Annotated in this window: 16 protein-coding genes; 8 read left to right on the top strand and 8 right to left on the bottom strand. The window is 43.9% G+C overall.

The genetic code is table 11. The features are described from left to right. Positions 1–86 precede the first annotated feature (86 nt). The 3 genes from MINF_RS01780 to MINF_RS01770 all read right to left on the bottom strand — a co-directional run bounded on the left by MINF_RS01780 (position 87) and on the right by MINF_RS01770 (position 1881). A complete protein-coding gene (locus MINF_RS01780; RefSeq protein WP_012462738.1) occupies positions 87–572 on the bottom strand; it encodes an FKBP-type peptidyl-prolyl cis-trans isomerase in 486 nt (161 codons plus the stop codon). A 93-nt stretch (positions 573–665) separates the two neighbouring features. Beyond that, a complete protein-coding gene (locus MINF_RS01775; protein WP_048810422.1) occupies positions 666–1550 on the bottom strand; it encodes a polyprenyl synthetase family protein in 885 nt (294 codons plus the stop codon). 4 nt (positions 1551–1554) lie between these two features. Beyond that, positions 1555–1881 (bottom strand): hypothetical protein, encoded by a 327-nt coding sequence (locus MINF_RS01770; RefSeq protein ID WP_048810044.1) that lies wholly within the window; start codon positions 1879–1881, stop codon positions 1555–1557. Between the two features lie 341 nt (positions 1882–2222). Between MINF_RS01770 and pstS the strand changes: the two genes are divergently transcribed. The 5 genes from pstS to MINF_RS01745 all read left to right on the top strand — a co-directional run bounded on the left by pstS (position 2223) and on the right by MINF_RS01745 (position 7150). Further along, positions 2223–3314: a phosphate ABC transporter substrate-binding protein PstS gene (pstS, locus tag MINF_RS01765; protein WP_238523519.1), complete on the top strand. Its 1092-nt coding sequence runs from the start codon at positions 2223–2225 to the stop codon at positions 3312–3314. 65 nt (positions 3315–3379) lie between these two features. Further along, positions 3380–4342, top strand: a complete 963-nt coding sequence (gene pstC, locus MINF_RS01760) for a phosphate ABC transporter permease subunit PstC (RefSeq protein WP_012462733.1) — start codon at positions 3380–3382, stop codon at positions 4340–4342. A gap of 7 nt (positions 4343–4349) precedes the next feature. Then, positions 4350–5192: a phosphate ABC transporter permease PstA gene (pstA, locus tag MINF_RS01755; protein ID WP_048810043.1), complete on the top strand. Its 843-nt coding sequence runs from the start codon at positions 4350–4352 to the stop codon at positions 5190–5192. Beyond that, on the top strand, positions 5189–6010 hold the full coding sequence (pstB, locus tag MINF_RS01750) for a phosphate ABC transporter ATP-binding protein PstB (protein WP_148205085.1): 822 nt from the start codon (positions 5189–5191) through the stop codon (positions 6008–6010). The genes pstA and pstB overlap by 4 nt, the downstream gene beginning before the upstream one ends. A gap of 93 nt (positions 6011–6103) precedes the next feature. After that, the gene (locus MINF_RS01745; RefSeq protein WP_012462730.1) at positions 6104–7150 is read left to right on the top strand and encodes a bile acid:sodium symporter family protein; all 1047 of its coding nucleotides are present in this window, start codon (positions 6104–6106) and stop codon (positions 7148–7150) included. Between the two features lie 64 nt (positions 7151–7214). Here the strand turns inward: MINF_RS01745 and MINF_RS01740 are convergent, their stop codons facing one another. From MINF_RS01740 to MINF_RS01720, 5 genes are read right to left on the bottom strand one after another with little or no spacing between them, the layout of a single operon-like run. Continuing rightward, positions 7215–7979 carry a succinate dehydrogenase/fumarate reductase iron-sulfur subunit gene (locus MINF_RS01740; RefSeq protein ID WP_012462729.1) on the bottom strand — a complete coding sequence of 255 codons (765 nt, stop codon included), beginning with the start codon at positions 7977–7979 and terminating at the stop codon, positions 7215–7217. Then, a complete protein-coding gene (locus MINF_RS01735; protein ID WP_012462728.1) occupies positions 7976–9922 on the bottom strand; it encodes a fumarate reductase/succinate dehydrogenase flavoprotein subunit in 1947 nt (648 codons plus the stop codon). The genes MINF_RS01740 and MINF_RS01735 overlap by 4 nt, the downstream gene beginning before the upstream one ends. A 16-nt stretch (positions 9923–9938) precedes the next feature. Continuing rightward, entirely contained in the window at positions 9939–10631 is a 693-nt protein-coding gene (locus MINF_RS01730; RefSeq protein ID WP_012462727.1) for a succinate dehydrogenase cytochrome b subunit, read from the bottom strand. A gap of 59 nt (positions 10632–10690) precedes the next feature. After that, a complete protein-coding gene (locus tag MINF_RS01725; RefSeq protein WP_012462726.1) occupies positions 10691–11398 on the bottom strand; it encodes an HAD family hydrolase in 708 nt (235 codons plus the stop codon). Positions 11399–11403: 5 nt separating this feature from the next. Next, the gene (locus tag MINF_RS01720; RefSeq protein WP_012462725.1) at positions 11404–12729 is read right to left on the bottom strand and encodes a bifunctional folylpolyglutamate synthase/dihydrofolate synthase; all 1326 of its coding nucleotides are present in this window, start codon (positions 12727–12729) and stop codon (positions 11404–11406) included. A gap of 291 nt (positions 12730–13020) precedes the next feature. Between MINF_RS01720 and MINF_RS01710 the strand changes: the two genes are divergently transcribed. The 3 genes from MINF_RS01710 to MINF_RS01700 all read left to right on the top strand — a co-directional run bounded on the left by MINF_RS01710 (position 13021) and on the right by MINF_RS01700 (position 16227). Next, complete coding sequence (locus MINF_RS01710; protein WP_012462723.1) at positions 13021–14376, top strand: hemolysin family protein; 1356 nt, start codon at positions 13021–13023, stop codon at positions 14374–14376. 101 nt (positions 14377–14477) lie between these two features. Beyond that, complete coding sequence (locus MINF_RS01705; protein WP_079200404.1) at positions 14478–15146, top strand: lysophospholipid acyltransferase family protein; 669 nt, start codon at positions 14478–14480, stop codon at positions 15144–15146. 94 nt (positions 15147–15240) lie between these two features. After that, positions 15241–16227, top strand: coding sequence for an aldo/keto reductase (locus MINF_RS01700; protein WP_012462720.1), 987 nt, complete (start codon positions 15241–15243; stop codon positions 16225–16227). Positions 16228–16266: the final 39 nt, after the last annotated feature.

Genomic DNA, 16266 nt, shown 5'->3' with positions numbered 1-16266 from the left:
TGGTTTAGGTCAATACGAAAAATTAAAACTCGGGGATAAAATCGACTGCTTCTCGCTCATGGCAGGGAAGAAAGACTCTAAAAGTTTTATTCTACTTTCAGTACTTCTATATCAAAGATTAAAGTAGCATTCGGAGGGATCACATCTTCCACTCCTTCAGTGCCATATCCTAAACTGGGTGGAATAATCAGTCTTCTTTTCCCTCCCTCTTTCATTGAAGAAACCCCTTCTTCCCATCCTTTAATCATTCGGCTTACACCCAGGACAAAACTAAAGGGTTTCCCTCGGGCAAGAGAACTATCAAAAATCTTCCCATCTTCCAATTTGCCCACGTAATTGAGGGTAATTCTTTTGCCTGGAGAAACCGCGCTTCCTGATCCCACCACATAATCGATATATTTCAGTCCTGAAGGCGTGGTCACTATTTTTTCGCTATCCGTCTCCTTAAAGGGTTGTGCGGAAAAAAAATCATCCTGGGCTTGAATCCCTGCAACTAAAAGGGAAAAAAAGGCCAACAGAAGCCACACCGGACAAAACCTTTTTCGAAAGAAGATGAGATGTGTAGAATTCATGTCTCATTCTAACTCTCTTTGGAAAAAGCATTCAAGTTTGTTTTCCGCTTGGCCAATCAATCCCCCGTCCCTTTCATAACCTTAAACAACAGCCTATTTTTCCCTTGTCAGCAAAAAATTGGCCAGATCGGAGAGCAGTCTTCCTTTTTCTCCAAGCTTAGAAGCATAACGAAGAGCTTTTTGAGTATAGTATGCTGCAGCTTCTTTAGAATATTCCAGCCCCATGATTCTTGGATAGGTCGCTTTCTTAGCCTTCTGATCCTTTCCCGCACTTTTCCCCAAGATCTCGGTCGTTTGCGTTACATCAAGAATATCGTCTATAATCTGGAAAGCCAGGCCCAGCGCTCTTCCATATCGAGTAATGAGATCTAAAGTTTTCTTGTCAGCATCTGCAGCCATCGCTCCCAAGCGCAAAGAGGTCGTGATCAAGGCCGCCGTCTTTCGACAATGAATATAACGAAGCTGGGTTAATCCAATTTCTTTACCTTCGGCTTCCAAGTCAGCGACTTGTCCGGCAACCAAGGCCCGGCTTCCCGCCGTCCTTGCCAACTCCCAAATCATTTGAGACACCGGGTAAGTTCTACCTAATGGTGAACACAAGCTGGCAACTTCAAAGGCCAGGGCAAGCAAAGCATCGCCGGTGAGTATGGCCAGCGCCTCTCCATATATTTTATGCAGGGATGGTTTCCCTCTTCTGAAGTCATCGTTATCCATGCTTGGAAGATCATCATGAACCAACGAATAAGTATGGATACACTCCACAGCACAGGCCATAGGAAGAGCGCAATCGCTGTTCCGACAGACCGCATGGGCTCCGGCCAGGCAAAGAATCGGTCTTAATCTCTTTCCCCCCGAAAATAGGCAATAGTCGATTGCTTCGTGAAGAATCCGAGGTTTTTTTGCCTTTCCCGTGACGAACTTTCTAAGAGCTGATTCTACAACCTGCTGTTGTTCAAAGATGTAATTTTCGATTTCCATAGGCTTATGCACTATCAAACTGAATTAGACAGTCAAAATGTTCCTCTTGGGGCTTTGCAGAGAAGATTCGACATCCATTTTCTTTTAAATCCGACCATGCTCCATCAATAATATCTGAATCGACCCACCTGGAGAATGCTTTCTCATCCAAGAACCTTAACAGGGGTTCTTTCAAAACAAGGCTCACGCGAAGGTAGGGATGCATGCTCAACCCGGCTGCAACCCTCAAAGCTTCGGCAAAACGAGGACTTCTCTCTGGATCAGCCTCAACAACAATAAGTACGCTTTTTTTTCCAGGGGTCGGCTTCTCCTTTATATCTTGTGCAGTCATGAACTCCTTTTATCCCAATTTGAGGATTTATTCTTTTCTTCTCCATTTTCTCGTAAACAATAACTAAGCTTATTTCCAATAAAAAAATTGGAATAAAATGGAATAGGTTCGGCTAAAGAATTTTGCCGGGAGAGCAGTTGGGTTTTATGCCCAAAAGCTCAAAGTCGATTCCAATTTTTATTTGGATTTCAAACCAAACAGGACAATAATAACAGCGGTTCATCATTGTCGATGTTTCTTTAAGCTATTCCTAGGGGATAAGACAAAACAAAATGAAATCCCCAAAGGGGATAAATAAGATGCCATTTTTTCAAAAACTTTCTCTCTTTTTAGGGGTTTTAATGCTTCCCTATATGCTGTTGATGACCGGACTATTAAGCTTTCGAAACAATATCGTCCTGAACGGTGCCGGAGGCAGCTTCCCCTATCCCCTCTATTCAAAATGGTTCTTTGAATATACAAAAATTGATCCCTCCGTCCATTTTAATTACCAACCCATTGGTTCGGGGGGAGGGATACAACAACTTATTAGCCAAACGATCGATTTTGCCGGATCGGATAGTCCCCTGCCCGATACCTTGATTTCAGGAAAAGAAAAGAAAATCATTCATATTCCCACCGTGGCCGGTGCCGTGGTTATCGCCTTTAATTTACCTCGCATCCCTACTCTCTGTTTAGACAAGGATATCCTAGGGGCTATTTTTCTTGGAGAAATTTCCCGGTGGAATGATCCCCGCATAGCCGCCTTAAATCCCAATATAGCCCTGCCCAATCTCCCTATCGTTGTTATCCATCGGTCAGACGGCAGCGGTACAACGTACATTTTTACCGAGTATCTATCCAAAATAAGCCCGAGTTGGGCAAGGACTTCCGGGAAAGGAACATCCGTCTACTGGCAGAGGGGTATTGGAGCAAAAGGGAATGCGGGAGTTGCCGCAACCCTTAAAACGATACCGGGATCCATTGGATATCTTGAACTGGCTTATGCCCTGCAAAACAAATTCCCAATGGCCGCCGTAAAGAACCAAGCCGGAGAATACGTGTTGCCTTCTCTCCAAAGCGTTGCACAATCATTCCCAACGGATTTAAACAGGGATGATTTTCGGATTTCCCTGACCGACTCTCCACGAGCAGGAGCTTATCCCATCGCGGGATTAACATGGATCCTCTTAAATACTCAAACGACCAACAGGACGACCATGGAATATCTTAGCCAATTCCTCTCTTGGGCACTGACAGAAGGCCAATCCTTTGCCCTCCCTTTGGATTATGCTCCTCTTCCCTTTGCTCTGAGGCAAAAAGTCTTAACCGTTCTTGAGACATTAAAAAGAAAAAATCCCCTTTCGATGTATTCCTGGGAATGGAGACTTTTTAGTCTTCTAAGCGGGAATGAAAAGAATTTACAATATGCCGACTATTTTAAAAATAGATAAAGAAAGGAGAGGAATCCCTTTTTTTTTACCGCCATAATAATCCAAAAAACCCTATTGAGGATTCTATGGGAAAATTAAGCCAAAAATTCAATGACCATCTCTTCACCCTACTGGCATACCTCTGTGCCCTTTCTCTTCCCTTCCTCCTTGTCTTTGCAGCTTTAGAATTATTGAAGAATTGCTTGCCCTCGGCCGCTCAATTTGGTATTTATTTCATATTCAATCGTGATTGGAATCCCGTTGCCGGTCGTTTCGGGGCTTTACCCTTCTTGTATGGCACAGCCATGTCATCGGGCATTTCGCTGGTCCTTGCTTCTTTCTTGGGGCTTGGCACAGCTCTTTTCCTCACCGAATTTTCCCCTCAATGGATTCAAAAGCCGCTCATCATGCTGCTGCAGATCATGTCCGCGGTCCCGAGCGTGGTGTGGGGGCTATGGGCGATGTTCGAACTTATTCCCTGGTTGCAAAAATATGTAGTACCCTTTCTTAAGCAAAATTTGGGGTTTTTGCCTTTTTTCCAGGGAGATTTTTATGGAGTGAGCATGTTTTCTGGTTGCCTCATTATCACTATCATGATTCTGCCCATCATGATATCTATTGCAATCGAAATGATCAGGTCGGTTCCCTCGTTATACAAGGAAGCGGTATTTGCCCTGGGATCAACCCCATGGGAATCAGTCAAGATCGGTATTCTGCCCTTCATCAAAAAGGGTCTTTTTGGAGCCGCCATACTAGGCCTTGGCAGGGCGATCGGTGAAGCCATGGCGGTAACCATGGTTATAGGGAACAAGCCGGAGATTTCCCTTTCCTTGTTCTCTCCTGCTTATACTTTATCCAGCGTTCTTGCAAACGAGTTTGCCGAATCAACATCCAAGCTTCATGTGAGTGCACTCTACGAAATTGCCCTCCTGCTCGGAGGAATAACGATCGTCGTCAATATCTTGGCCCAAATTCTCATTCATGGATTAGAACCGTTGGATTTCACTAAACTCTTTGGTAAAGAAAGGACAAAAGAAAATTCAACTTAGTCTCGATATGGCCTATTCTTATATATTGAGAAAACTTGCGGATAAACTCGTCAAGTTGCTCTGCCTGGGTGCAGCATTAAGCGTTATCCTGCCTTTTCTCATTATCCTTCTTTTTCTTTTCCAGTCAGGAGCCTCATCCCTCGATCTTCATTTTTTCACTCAACTGCCCAAGCCCATAGGAGAAAAAGAGGGAGGAGTAGCCAATGCCATCGTCGGCACGCTGATCCTTATGGGACTTACTTTTCTTATTGGCACTCCAATTGGAGTCCTTGGAGGTGTATTCCTCTCCGAATACGGCAACAATAATCTGAAAAAAATTGTCCGATTTTCCGCAGATATTTTAAACAGTACCCCCTCGATCGTTATTGGTATTTTGGTATATAGCTGGATAGTTATTCCCATGCATGGATTTTCAGCGATAGCAGCGGCGGTGGCCTTAAGTCTCATATTTGTTCCCGTGGTCTGCAGGACGACGGAAGAATCACTCCTCCTCGTTCCTAAGGAACTTCGCGATGCCGCCCTAGCCTTGGGGATAAGAAAATGGAAAGTTATCTGCTACGTCATGATCGAAACGGCAAAACAGGGCATTTTATCGGGTGTACTCGTAGCTCTTGCGCGAATCGCAGGAGAAACAGCCCCCTTGCTTTTCACGGCTTTCGGGAACCAATATTGGACTTATAGGTTGAACGAGCCGGTATCGGCACTTCCCCTACTCATTTTTGAATATGCCATCTCGCCCTATGAACAATGGCATAAGGCAGCTTGGGCCAGTGCATTGATACTCCTTTTATTAATCTTTGTCCTTCATTTCACCGTCCGCATGCTCTTAAGGAAAACAGTTCAACAATGACAGTCAAGGGCAGCTATTCTTATCCTTTTTCTTTTTCAAACCCCGATCCTAATCCCGGCGGCCCGTTCGCCTTTGAAATTCGCGACTTGAACGTTTGGTTTGGGAAAAAACAATCCCTCTTTCATGTCTCTATGAAGATTGCCCTGCACCAGGTCCTTGCCATCATTGGACCCAGCGGTTGTGGTAAATCCACTTTTTTGCGTTGTTTAAACCGCATGCATGAATTGAACCCGGGGGTAAAAGTCGAGGGCTCGGTTAAACTCATGGGGAAAGAAATCTACGCACCCGACGTTGATCCCACGTTGATTAGAAGAAGAGTAGGCATGGTCTTTCAAAAATCAACCCCCTTTCCCACCATGTCCATCGAGGAAAATGTCTTGATCGGATTGAAACTAGCTGGAATACGCAACAGGTCCTTTTTAGAGGAAAGACTTGAACAATCACTGAGAATGGCCGCGTTATGGGATGAAGTTAAAGATAGACTCCAGGCTCCGGGTACAAGCTTGTCAGGAGGACAGCAACAACGCTTGTGCATAGCACGGGCTATTGCCGTTCAACCCGAAGTATTGCTCATGGATGAACCCTGCTCTGCCCTTGATCCCATAGCTACAGGACAGATCGAAGAGTTAATCATTAGCTTGAAAAAAAATTATACCATTGTCCTGGTCACCCACAATCTCCAAGAAGCGGGGAGAACTTCCGATTATACGGCCTTTTTTTTGGAGGGGAAATTGATCGAGATGGATTCTACAAAAAAACTGTTTACCAATCCCCGTCACAAGTCTACCGAAGATTATATCACAGGAAGGTTCAACTAAGGATCCCTTTGAGGAAAGAACCCTTGGAAAGACCCATAAATAGAAACCTTTTCTTTATTTCCTCGATTATACTTCAAAAAAAAATCCATTGAGATGAGTATAGGCGGTTTCTTCGACTGGATACATAAAAGGTTCTTTTTCTGTCTTATTCTTTCCTACTTGTCAGCCGCTTTATTCCCTCAAATAGGGCTTTTTTTGAGAAGCATTTCTTTTTTCCAACTCGATTTTTTAGGCATTAAAGAACATGTCAGTTTCCCGTTATTGCAGCTTTTTATTCTCCTCTTCAACGGAGGATTCGGAGTAAAATTTATCGAATTAAAAGAGCAGCTCTCAAAGCCTTTTCCCCTCATTTTAGGGATCGCCCTTAATCTTGTTCTTCCTTTAAGTTTGATCACTCTTTATTGGTGGTTATCTTCCCCGTGGCACAATCCCCTGGAAAGATCCAACTTGTACGCCGGAATTGTGCTTATTATAGCCATGCCCATCGCCGGCTCCACGGTAGCCTGGGTGCAAAACTCCAATGCCAATCTCTCCCTATGCCTGGGGATGGTTATTCTATCAACCCTCTTCAGTCCGGTTCTTACCCCGGTGATTTTTCACATGAGCAGGTATATCTCCGGAGAATCCCTGGATTCGATGCTGGGCAGCCTTGGCTCGCAAATCGACAGCCGCTCTCTCCTCCTGGACATCGTTATTCCCTCCAGCCTAGGCATGTTGGCAAGGCTCCTTGTTGGCGACTCCCTTTACAAGAAATCCCTTCCCCTGATCAAGCCCTTAAATGAAATCAACTTGCTCATTTTAATTTATTCTAATGCCACAACATCTCTTCCTAACGCTATCCGCAGGCCCGATGCCGATTTTTTTCTCCTTATCGTTTTTGTTACTTTCCTTATATGCCTTTTGAGATTTGTCTCGGGCTTGTGGATAGGCAAACTCTTCGGTTTTGAAGAACCTATACAACGCACCTTGACCTACAGCCTGGGAATGAACAACAACGGCATGGGGTTGGTCCTGGCAAACATGGCTTACGGTAATCAACCTGCCGTAATTTTACCCGTTATTCTTTATAACCTTTTTCAACAAATCCTTGCCGCTTTTTTCTATTCTTTGTGGACAAAAAAAGAGAGATTGAGGGACTAAACCGACCTCCTCCGTAGCTGCTCCTTTGAAAATAATCATCCTCCATCCCCAATGGGGAAAAATGCTAATCAATCCAGCCGAGTTTCCTTTGCAAGACGCTGATCAAGTATTCTCGGTGCATTCTTGAGATGACTTCTACTGATATAGCTTTAGGGCAGACCGCTTCGCAGGCTTTTGTAAAACTACAAGCTCCAAATCCTTCCTTGTCTGCCTGCTCCACCATTTGAAGCACCCTTCTCCTTCTTTCAGGTTGTCCTTGCGGCAACAAGGAAAGATGGGTTATTTTGGCCCCAACGAATAGAGAAGCCGAGCCATTTTTACATGCGGCAACACAGGCTCCACATCCTATGCAATGAGCCGCATCAAAAGCCTTTTCTGCAATAGGATGAGGAATAGGGATCGAATTGGCTTCAGGAGCCTGTCCGGCGGAAACAGAAATATATCCCCCTGCCTGCATGATCCTGTCAAAGGCGGAACGATCCACAACAAGATCCTTGATGACCGGGAAAGCCCGGCTTCTGAAAGGTTCAACAATAATTTCCTCATTATCTTTAAAGCGCCTCATGTAAAGTTGACAGGTCGTAATTCCATAACCCGGTCCATGAGGTTTGCCGTTGATCATCAGCGAGCAACTTCCGCAAATGCCCTCTCTACAATCCGAATCAAACGCTACCGGTTCTTCTCCCTTAAGGACCAGTTGATCGTTCAATAGATCGAGCATTTCCAGAAAAGACATGTCGGGATTAACCGCTTCAAGGGAATAATGAGCAAAGGCCCCTTGAAGGTTATTTCCAAGGGGTTGACGCCATATCTTGAGTCGTACTTTCATTTATAACTTCGAGCTGCAAAGTGGATTTCTTCGTATACAAGAGGTTCTTTAACCAATAAAGGATTGTTTGTTTTCCCTCTGTAAAACCATAGGGCAACGTGGGCATAGTCTTTATCGTTACGTATTCCCTCTCCATCTGGGGTCTGGTATTCTTCTCTAAAATGACACCCGCAAGATTCCTCTCTGGCTAAAGCATCCCTGCACATCAACTCCGCCAGTTCAAAATAATCGGCAACCCTCAAAGCATATTCCAGGGATTGATTGATTCCCTCTTCGGCTCCCCCTACAATAATCTCTTTGTCGAACTGCTCTTTTAATTCTAAAATTTGGGCAAGGGCCTCTCTAAGCCCAGGACCATTTCTAACCATCCCGCACTTGTCCCAAAGAATTTGTCCTAACTGCTTATGGAAATGACTTGCCGTTTTTTTCCCCTTTCTTTCCAAAAGATTCTTACACCTCTTCATGACTTCTTTTTCCAGGGACTTAAATTCGGTTCGATCCGGAGATATTTTCCAAGGACCAACTTTAGCCAAATAGTCACAAATCGTATTAGGCAAAATAAAGAATCCATCGGCAAGCCCTTGCATCAGGGCGCTAGCCCCAAGCCTATTGGCTCCATGATCAGAAAAATTCGCCTCTCCAATAACAAACAACCCCGGGATCGTGGACATCAAGTGATAATCCACCCAAAGCCCTCCCATCACGTAATGCACCGCCGGATAGATTCTCATCGGAGTAATGTAAGCATTTTCTCCCGTTATCTCTTTATAGATGTCAAAAAGATTCCCATAGCGTTCTCTAAGATAGTCGATGCCCTTTTTCCGAATCGTATCAGAAAAATCAAGATAGACCCCCAACCCTCCAGGACCTACACCATAACCTTCATCACAAATTCTTTTTATCGCTCTTGAAGCAATGTCGCGGGGAACAAGATTACCATAAGCAGGGTAAAGCCTTTCGAGAAAATAGTCTCGATCAACCTCCGGGATACCGGACGGAGATCTCTGCTCTCCTTTCTTTGAAGGAACCCAGATCCGCCCGTCATTGCGCAGGGACTCCGACATCAACGTCAGCTTAGATTGGTAATCTCCAGAAACGGGGATACAAGTGGGATGAATTTGAGTAAAACAGGGATTGGCAAAAGCGGCTCCTCTTTTATATGCCCTCCATATGGCTGTTGCATTAGAACCCCGACCATTCGTGGACAAGTAATAGATATTTCCATAGCCCCCCGTTGCCAGGACAACGGCATCAGCACTATAAGAGGAAATTTCTCCACTGGCAAGATCCCTTGCAATGACCCCCTTGGCATGGCCTTCTATAATGACGATATCCAATATTTCGGTCCGGGGATGGATTGAAACCGTCCCCAAGGCTAGTTGCCTGTTGAGGGCACTGTAAGCCGCCAAAAGAAGCTGTTGGCCCGTGGCTCCCCGGGCATAAAAAGTCCTTGAAACCTGGACTCCCCCAAAAGACCGGTTCGCGAGCATTCCCCCATATTCCCTGGCAAAGGGCACACCCAATGCCACGCAATGATCGATGATGCTTGTGCTGATTTCTGCAAGCCTGTATACATTAGCCTCTCTTGCCCTAAAATCTCCTCCCTTTATTGTTTCGTAAAAAAGCCTATAAACGCTGTCGCAATCGTTTCGATAATTTTTGGCTGCGTTGATCCCTCCTTGGGCGGCTACACTATGGGCTCGCCTTGGACTATCTTGAATACAGAATGATTCTACCTGATATCCTAATTCTCCAAGAGTTGCTGCCGCAGCCGCTCCGGCCAGGCCTGTCCCCACGACGATAACCTTGTATTTTTGCCTATTACCGGGAGAAACGAGCGCAACGGTATTTTTATGTTTCTGCCATTTCCCACTCAAAGGACCAGAAGGAATTCTCGCATCGGGTAGGGAAATCCTTTCATCATGATCAGGCTTTATAGACATTGGTATTAAAAATTTTTCAATGAACTAACTTAAAAAATATAGCCAAAGGCACAACAACAAAGCCCCCATACAAGACCAAAGCAAAGGCATGAGCAACGATTTTTTCCCACGGAAGAGAGCGACTATTGACAAAGCCTAATGAATTCAGAAAACTCTCCAGGGCATGCCTGAGATGTAAAAACAAGAGGGTTAAGGAGAAAACATAAAAGAAAGTCACCCATGGATTTTGGAATCCGGCGATGACCATCGCCCGAACATCGGGGATCGATTCTTTGGATTTTTCAAAAACATAGAGAAAATTTTTAAAATACCCGAATGGAGGAGCTTTAAAGCTAAAGTGATAAAGATGAAACAAGATAAAAAGTAATATAACAAAGCCGGAAAAGATCATGGTTCGCGATTCAAAACTCGCTTGATTAGGGAGCATGAGAGCATAAGGAAAGGGTCTAGCATTGCGGTTGATTCTCCACAGCCTTATCGCCGTGTAGACATGAACAACCAGGGTCAGAAGAAGAAACAGCCGAATAGTCCACAGCAAGAGGGGTTTCGATTTTAAAAAATAAGCATAAGTGTTCATGTAGTAAGGAGGAAGAAACACCTGCCAATTACCGAGCATGTGCACAACAAGAAAAAGAAATAAGATAAGACCGCTCAGGCCCATGACAATTTTCAATCCAATTGTTGAATAAGATCGAGACGGTAATTGCATAATCGATTTTTATAATAATTAAATAATTTTTTTTATCAATTAATTTGTCTAAAAAAAATTTAATCGATCCCGTAACGCTGTAATTGGTACAAGAAATCAAAAAGGTTTTTTTCCGGTCTTTTTAAAAGATAAACATAAATCCCCGGATAAAAAGGAGGTTGCATCTGGGGATCATCTTCCACGAAAAACAAAGATTCCCAATAGCTGTTTGTTCTTAAAAGTATGCTTTCATAAAACAGGGCCATGGGCTTTGATACCCCTAATTCAGCCGATAAATAGATGCCTGCAAAAAAGTGGGCCATTCCCCACTGTCGAAGCACTGTTTTAGCACGATTATCCCAGTTGGACGCTACAAAGAGGGGAAATTGCAGCTCAGAGATTCTTTGAAGGGCATTGAAAACCTCTGGATAGGGAAGCCACGCTTCTTTTCTAGCATAATAAGAATAAAGTTTTTCAAAATAAGAAGCAAAAGAAAAGCTGTCCGTGTTTATTCCACTTTTCTCAAGGACGGTTCGGACCAGTTTCATCCAAAAATCTTTATCCTGTCCGTCCTTGGGGATTGTCCCCTTGGGCCTAATTTTTGTGGCATTAAAAACTTCGTTAAAGTGTTTTTGGAGCACCCGAGGATCACTTTCTATCCCAAATTCATTGAGAATTCCACAATAGACTTCACCGACAGGTTGAGCCACATCCAAGAGTGTGCCTACCAGATCGAAAAATATGGCCGGTCTTTTCTTTTTAGCTTTGTGTTTAAGGAAAAAGCTCATAGAAGCTATCCATCAAGGAGTTCATTCCACCTGTATTCTTCTTTTCCTCCGCATTCTTCCACCAAAACGTGTCCAATCAAGTAAAGTGAACCCGTTACCAGAATAGGGAGAGAAGTCCTATCCAGGGAAAGCTTAAAATCACTCCAACAAGAACATACTCGGAGTTTAACGTCGCCAAAAAAAGGAAACAGCTTTTGGGGTTCTAAACCTCTTACAGTAGGCGGCTTGATCAAAGTTACCTCTTGGGCTTTTCTTTTGAGAACGTCAGCCATGAGGGCAAAGTTTTTATCTTTCAATACTCCGAAAACTAAATGATAAGGTTCATCTCCAAAAATTTTTTCCCAATTCGCTACAAGTTGAACAACAGCTCCGACGTTATGCGCACCATCAACAATACAAAGAGGCTTTTCCCAAAGAAGTTGAAACCGACCCGGCCAATCAACCGCCCGGAAACCCTGCTGAATGCTTTTTATATCTAAAGGGTCTTCTTTGGAAAACAGAAGCTTAAGGGAGACAAAAGCACAAGCGGCATTTTCAAGCTGGTGATAGCCTGTCAAACCCAAACAAAAGGGAAAACCTGCAATTTCAACCCAATGCTCCTTGTAATCTAATTTTATGGACTTCAGGGAAACGGATCGAAAGACTTCGACCACCGGTGCCCCTACCCTAGCCGCACATTTTTTGACCACTTCCAACGCTCCATGACTTAAATTTCCAACGACTACGGGTACACCCTCCTTGATAATCCCGGCTTTTTCAGCAGCTATCTCTTCCAGGGTTTCTCCCAGGAACTGGGTATGGTCATAATCAATATTGGTGATGACCGAAAGCCTTGGAATGACAAAATTGGTAGCGTCTAACCGGCCTCCTAATCCTGTTTCCCAAACTACCCAATCGACTTTACTTCTTGAAAATTCAAGAATAGCCGCTATGGCCATGATCTCAAAAAATGTACAGGTAAAATCCTCTTTAAGCTGCCTGATCTTTTGAATCTTTCCTTGAATTTCCAATACCCAACGACTAAATTGTATCTTGGTGATGGGTTTTCCATTAACCTGTATTCTTTCCCTTATGGTAACGAGATGAGGAGAACTAAAAAGACCTGTTTTTAGCCCGCTGGCTTGTAATGCAGACGCAATGAAAGCGGCTGTGGAGCCTTTACCGTTTGTCCCGGCGATATGAATAAAATTCAAGTTTTCATGGGGATTGCCCATTTCCATGGCAAGCCTTTGAACGTTTTGCAAGCCCAGTTTCATTCCTACTTTTCTTGCTTGTCCAAGAAAGTTCAGAGCTTGGCGGTACAGGTTCTCTTCAGCAAAAGAATCATTCATTATCAAAAGCCTCTTTTCTCTATTGAAGATTTAGTCTTTGGGACATGAACGACGGCTATGCATGGAAAAAAGATAGCAGAGTTGATGATATATTTTCGTAAAAAACAACTCATAAATCCTATAAATCCCCATAAAAGAGCCAAGCAACCTTTACATCTGGTAGTTTCTCCTCTTTTATCCCTTATCCAAGCCAGGAGCAAAAAAAATGAAAATCCATGCCGTTTTTACCCCTTTTTAAAAAAAGAACTCCTTAAGCTTCGTATCCTTAATTAAAAAATTCTTATCCTACTCATGCACGATTGGCTCGAAATAAGTTGGAAACCCTTGCTCATCGTTTTCCTCATTCTTGCTAACGGGTTTTTCGTTGCTGCGGAATTCGCCATTGTAAAAGTAAGAATAACCGAACTCAAACTCCTTTTAAAATCAAAAGATTGGCGTCTTCCCCTCGCTTTGAAAATCGTTCAAAACCCTCCCCTTTTTCTATCCGCTACCCAATTGGGCATTACCCTTTCAAGTTTGGGTCTAGGATGGATTGCCGAACCTACCGTTGCAGGATGGATCAAAGTGCTCTTTTTAAAGATCGGCTTATCCCACCCCCTCACTCTCAATTCCCTTTCCTACTTTTTAGCTCTTTGTTTAATCACTTTCTTTTCCATAGCCCTAGGAGAACTCGCTCCAAAATTCCTGGCCCTTCAATATGCCCGAAGGATCATTCTTTTCTCAAGCCCCATTCTTTCCTTGATATTTCTCTTGTTTTACCCGGCAATAGCCATTCTCAACGGTTCTGCCAACTTGGCCCTCAAACTTCTCGGTTTTGAACTTCCCGAGTCTTCAGCTCGCTTTGGCCAGGGTGTTTCAATGGAAGAACTCCAGCAGATCATCCTGCATTCCTCCCATGCCCATCCCTTTGATGAGCTGATCAACAGCATCATGATCAAAGCCTTACGTTTGAAAAAAACAACGGCTGAGCAAGTGATGATCCCTAAAGAAAGGGTTGTCGTTCTCTGGCTAAACGAATCCATCCAAGAAAATCTCAAGATTGCCCAAAAATCGGGATATAGCCGTTTCCCTGTCTGTGACAGGGAGATCGACAATCTTGTTGGAATGGTTCTTCTTCAAGAACTTCTATGGCAATATATAGCTTTAGGAGACCAGACAAAACTTTCCGCTCTCCTCCGGCCCGCCCTTATTTTTACTCCCTCCACGCCTCTTCCTGTAATGCTCGAAAAATTTCGCAAGGCCAGGACGCACCTGGCCATTGTTAAGGACAAAAATGAAAAGGTGATCGGAGTGGTTAGTTTTGAAGATGTACTCGAAGAATTAGTCGGCGATATTCGCGACGAATTCGACATCGAAAAAGGCCCTATTTATGAACTTTCAAAGGACTACGCCATCGTCGATGGAGATCTTCCTGTGAGAGACCTGGCCAACGAGACAAACTGGCCTCTGCCTACAGACACCACACAAACCGTTTCGGAGTGGTGTTTCGAAAAGATAAAAAGGCAACCCAAGAAAGCAGAACTTTTCACAATAGACGGATTTCAAATCGTTGTCGAAGATGTCAGCCCCCAAAAGATAAGAAGAGTAAAGCTGATCAGGATACACAAGCCCGCCGAAGAGGAAATCTTCTTTGAAGGCCATCCCTAACCATAGTAATCGTTCCTTGCCTATATTTTATTTCCTATGCCTAAAAAAATTTAAAAAATTGTTTTCCCATCCAAAAAATAATATTTTGTTAGTTTCTTCCTATGCCTTCAATGTCCTTAGCCTCTTCCATGATAACTGAAGCAAGAAAATGGATGCGAGGAAGTTTTTCTCCGGCGGTGGCAACAGCGTTCATTCGGGGCTGGGCCTACACGCTTTCTTACGAACTTCACGACCCCTGGAAAATCGTCCATTCGCCTCCTGCAACCCCCCTTATCTTCTCTTTTTGGCATAACCGTATTCTTCTTATGCCCTATTTGTATAGAAAGTATTTTCCAAAAAGAAAGCTGATTGCTCTTGTGAGCAGGAGCAACGACGGCAAATTTCTCAGTCGTGTTCTCGGTCAATTCAACCTCATTCCCGCCGAAGGATCATCTTCAAAAAAAGGAGCTTCAGCCTTTAAAGCTGCCATACAAGCAGCAAAGAAAGAAGGCTATGATATAGCGGTGACTCCTGACGGACCCAGGGGCCCTTGTTATTTTTTCCAAGAAGGGGTCATTCATCTCAGCCGACTTTCTGGACTGCCGATTGTTCCGGTAAGCTATCAACTGGAAAGCAAGATAGAACTCAAAAGTTGGGATAAGTTTCAAATCCCTATTCCCTTTAGTCGATGTAGAATTTTTGTTGGTCCTTTGTTTTCGGTACCTAAGAGTCTATCTGAAAACGAAATGTCTTTTCTCAAAAAGGAACTGTCAGCCGCCCTTTCCCGGTGATAAAAGGGTAGGGAGTAGAGTTTTTTTCTTGGAAAAGCTGATCAAAAAAAATTTATTTAACTTTAAACTTCGTAGGCACAATTAAAATAGGGCTATGGATTACATACAGTTAGCTGCAATAGACAAAAAAGTTTCCCGCATCGGTCTTGGAACATGGGTCATGGGGGGATGGATGTGGGGAGGAGCGGATGAACAAGAGGCTATAGAAACGATCGTTAAAGCTGTCGAGTGGGGGATCAACATCATCGATACAGCCCCCATTTATGGATTTGGAAAGGCTGAAGAAATAGTCGGCAAATCCCTCAAACTTCTTGGAAAATCCCATCCTTTTGTTATTGCTACCAAGTTTGGTCTTGAATGGAATGAACGTGGAGAAATAAGACGTAATAGTTCACCGGCACGAATCAGGCAGGAAATCGAAGCCAGTCTATCAAGACTAAAACTGTCTACCATAGATCTTTACCAAGTCCATTGGCCTGATGAAAAAGTCCCTTTTGAAGAAACAGCTTATACCCTTCTAAAATTAAGAGAAGAAGGCAAGATTCGTGCAATCGGCGTCAGCAATTTTTCTCCAAAGCAGATGGAACTTTTTAAAAGAGGAGCACCCCTCCACACCAACCAACCTCCTTACAACTTGTTTGAAAGGGAAGCTGAAAAAGATGTCCTTCCCTATTGTAGAGAGCATGGTATTGCTACCCTCTGCTATGGGGTTCTCTGTCGGGGACTTCTCACGGGGAAATTCAATCAAAATACGACCTTTCCGGAAGGAGACTTAAGGAGATTGGATCCTAAATTCCAAGGAGCAAATTTTAGCCGCTACCTGGAGGCTGTAGAAAAACTCAAGCCTATTGCTTCCCATTATGGAAAATCCTTAGCGCAGTTTGCTGCAGGGTGGGCGCTTGGACAACCTGGGGTTTCCATCGTGCTCTGGGGGGCACGCCATCCCAATCAAATCAAGGAAGCTTTAGGTTCGACGGGATGGACGATAAGCCAAGAGGATCTTCAACAGGTAGAACTCATCCTTACCCAAACTATTCCCCAACCTATTGGTCCCGAATTCATGGCTCCCTTAAAAAATTAAGGCGCCAGGGAGCTTCATATTATCCAATTTTAACCCGGG

The organism is Methylacidiphilum infernorum V4 (genome assembly GCF_000019665.1).
Classification (GTDB): domain Bacteria; phylum Verrucomicrobiota; class Verrucomicrobiia; order Methylacidiphilales; family Methylacidiphilaceae; genus Methylacidiphilum; species Methylacidiphilum infernorum.
The sequence above is the reverse complement of the archived record's forward strand: the minus strand, read 5'-3'. Positions and strand labels throughout refer to the sequence as shown.

What these genes read in the sequence shown, in the direction of transcription:
- MINF_RS01780 (WP_012462738.1), bottom strand. Translation starts at nt 572, where the DNA reads ATGAATTCTACACATCTCATCTTCTTTCGAAAAAGGTTTTGTCCGGTG.
- MINF_RS01775 (WP_048810422.1), bottom strand. Translation starts at nt 1,550, where the DNA reads ATGGAAATCGAAAATTACATCTTTGAACAACAGCAGGTTGTAGAATCA.
- MINF_RS01770 (WP_048810044.1), bottom strand. Translation starts at nt 1,881, where the DNA reads ATGACTGCACAAGATATAAAGGAGAAGCCGACCCCTGGAAAAAAAAGC.
- pstS (WP_238523519.1), top strand. Translation starts at nt 2,223, where the DNA reads ATGCTTCCCTATATGCTGTTGATGACCGGACTATTAAGCTTTCGAAAC.
- pstC (WP_012462733.1), top strand. Translation starts at nt 3,380, where the DNA reads ATGGGAAAATTAAGCCAAAAATTCAATGACCATCTCTTCACCCTACTG.
- pstA (WP_048810043.1), top strand. Translation starts at nt 4,350, where the DNA reads ATGGCCTATTCTTATATATTGAGAAAACTTGCGGATAAACTCGTCAAG.
- pstB (WP_148205085.1), top strand. Translation starts at nt 5,189, where the DNA reads ATGACAGTCAAGGGCAGCTATTCTTATCCTTTTTCTTTTTCAAACCCC.
- MINF_RS01745 (WP_012462730.1), top strand. Translation starts at nt 6,104, where the DNA reads ATGAGTATAGGCGGTTTCTTCGACTGGATACATAAAAGGTTCTTTTTC.
- MINF_RS01740 (WP_012462729.1), bottom strand. Translation starts at nt 7,979, where the DNA reads ATGAAAGTACGACTCAAGATATGGCGTCAACCCCTTGGAAATAACCTT.
- MINF_RS01735 (WP_012462728.1), bottom strand. Translation starts at nt 9,922, where the DNA reads ATGTCTATAAAGCCTGATCATGATGAAAGGATTTCCCTACCCGATGCG.
- MINF_RS01730 (WP_012462727.1), bottom strand. Translation starts at nt 10,631, where the DNA reads ATGCAATTACCGTCTCGATCTTATTCAACAATTGGATTGAAAATTGTC.
- MINF_RS01725 (WP_012462726.1), bottom strand. Translation starts at nt 11,398, where the DNA reads ATGAGCTTTTTCCTTAAACACAAAGCTAAAAAGAAAAGACCGGCCATA.
- MINF_RS01720 (WP_012462725.1), bottom strand. Translation starts at nt 12,729, where the DNA reads ATGAATGATTCTTTTGCTGAAGAGAACCTGTACCGCCAAGCTCTGAAC.
- MINF_RS01710 (WP_012462723.1), top strand. Translation starts at nt 13,021, where the DNA reads ATGCACGATTGGCTCGAAATAAGTTGGAAACCCTTGCTCATCGTTTTC.
- MINF_RS01705 (WP_079200404.1), top strand. Translation starts at nt 14,478, where the DNA reads ATGCCTTCAATGTCCTTAGCCTCTTCCATGATAACTGAAGCAAGAAAA.
- MINF_RS01700 (WP_012462720.1), top strand. Translation starts at nt 15,241, where the DNA reads ATGGATTACATACAGTTAGCTGCAATAGACAAAAAAGTTTCCCGCATC.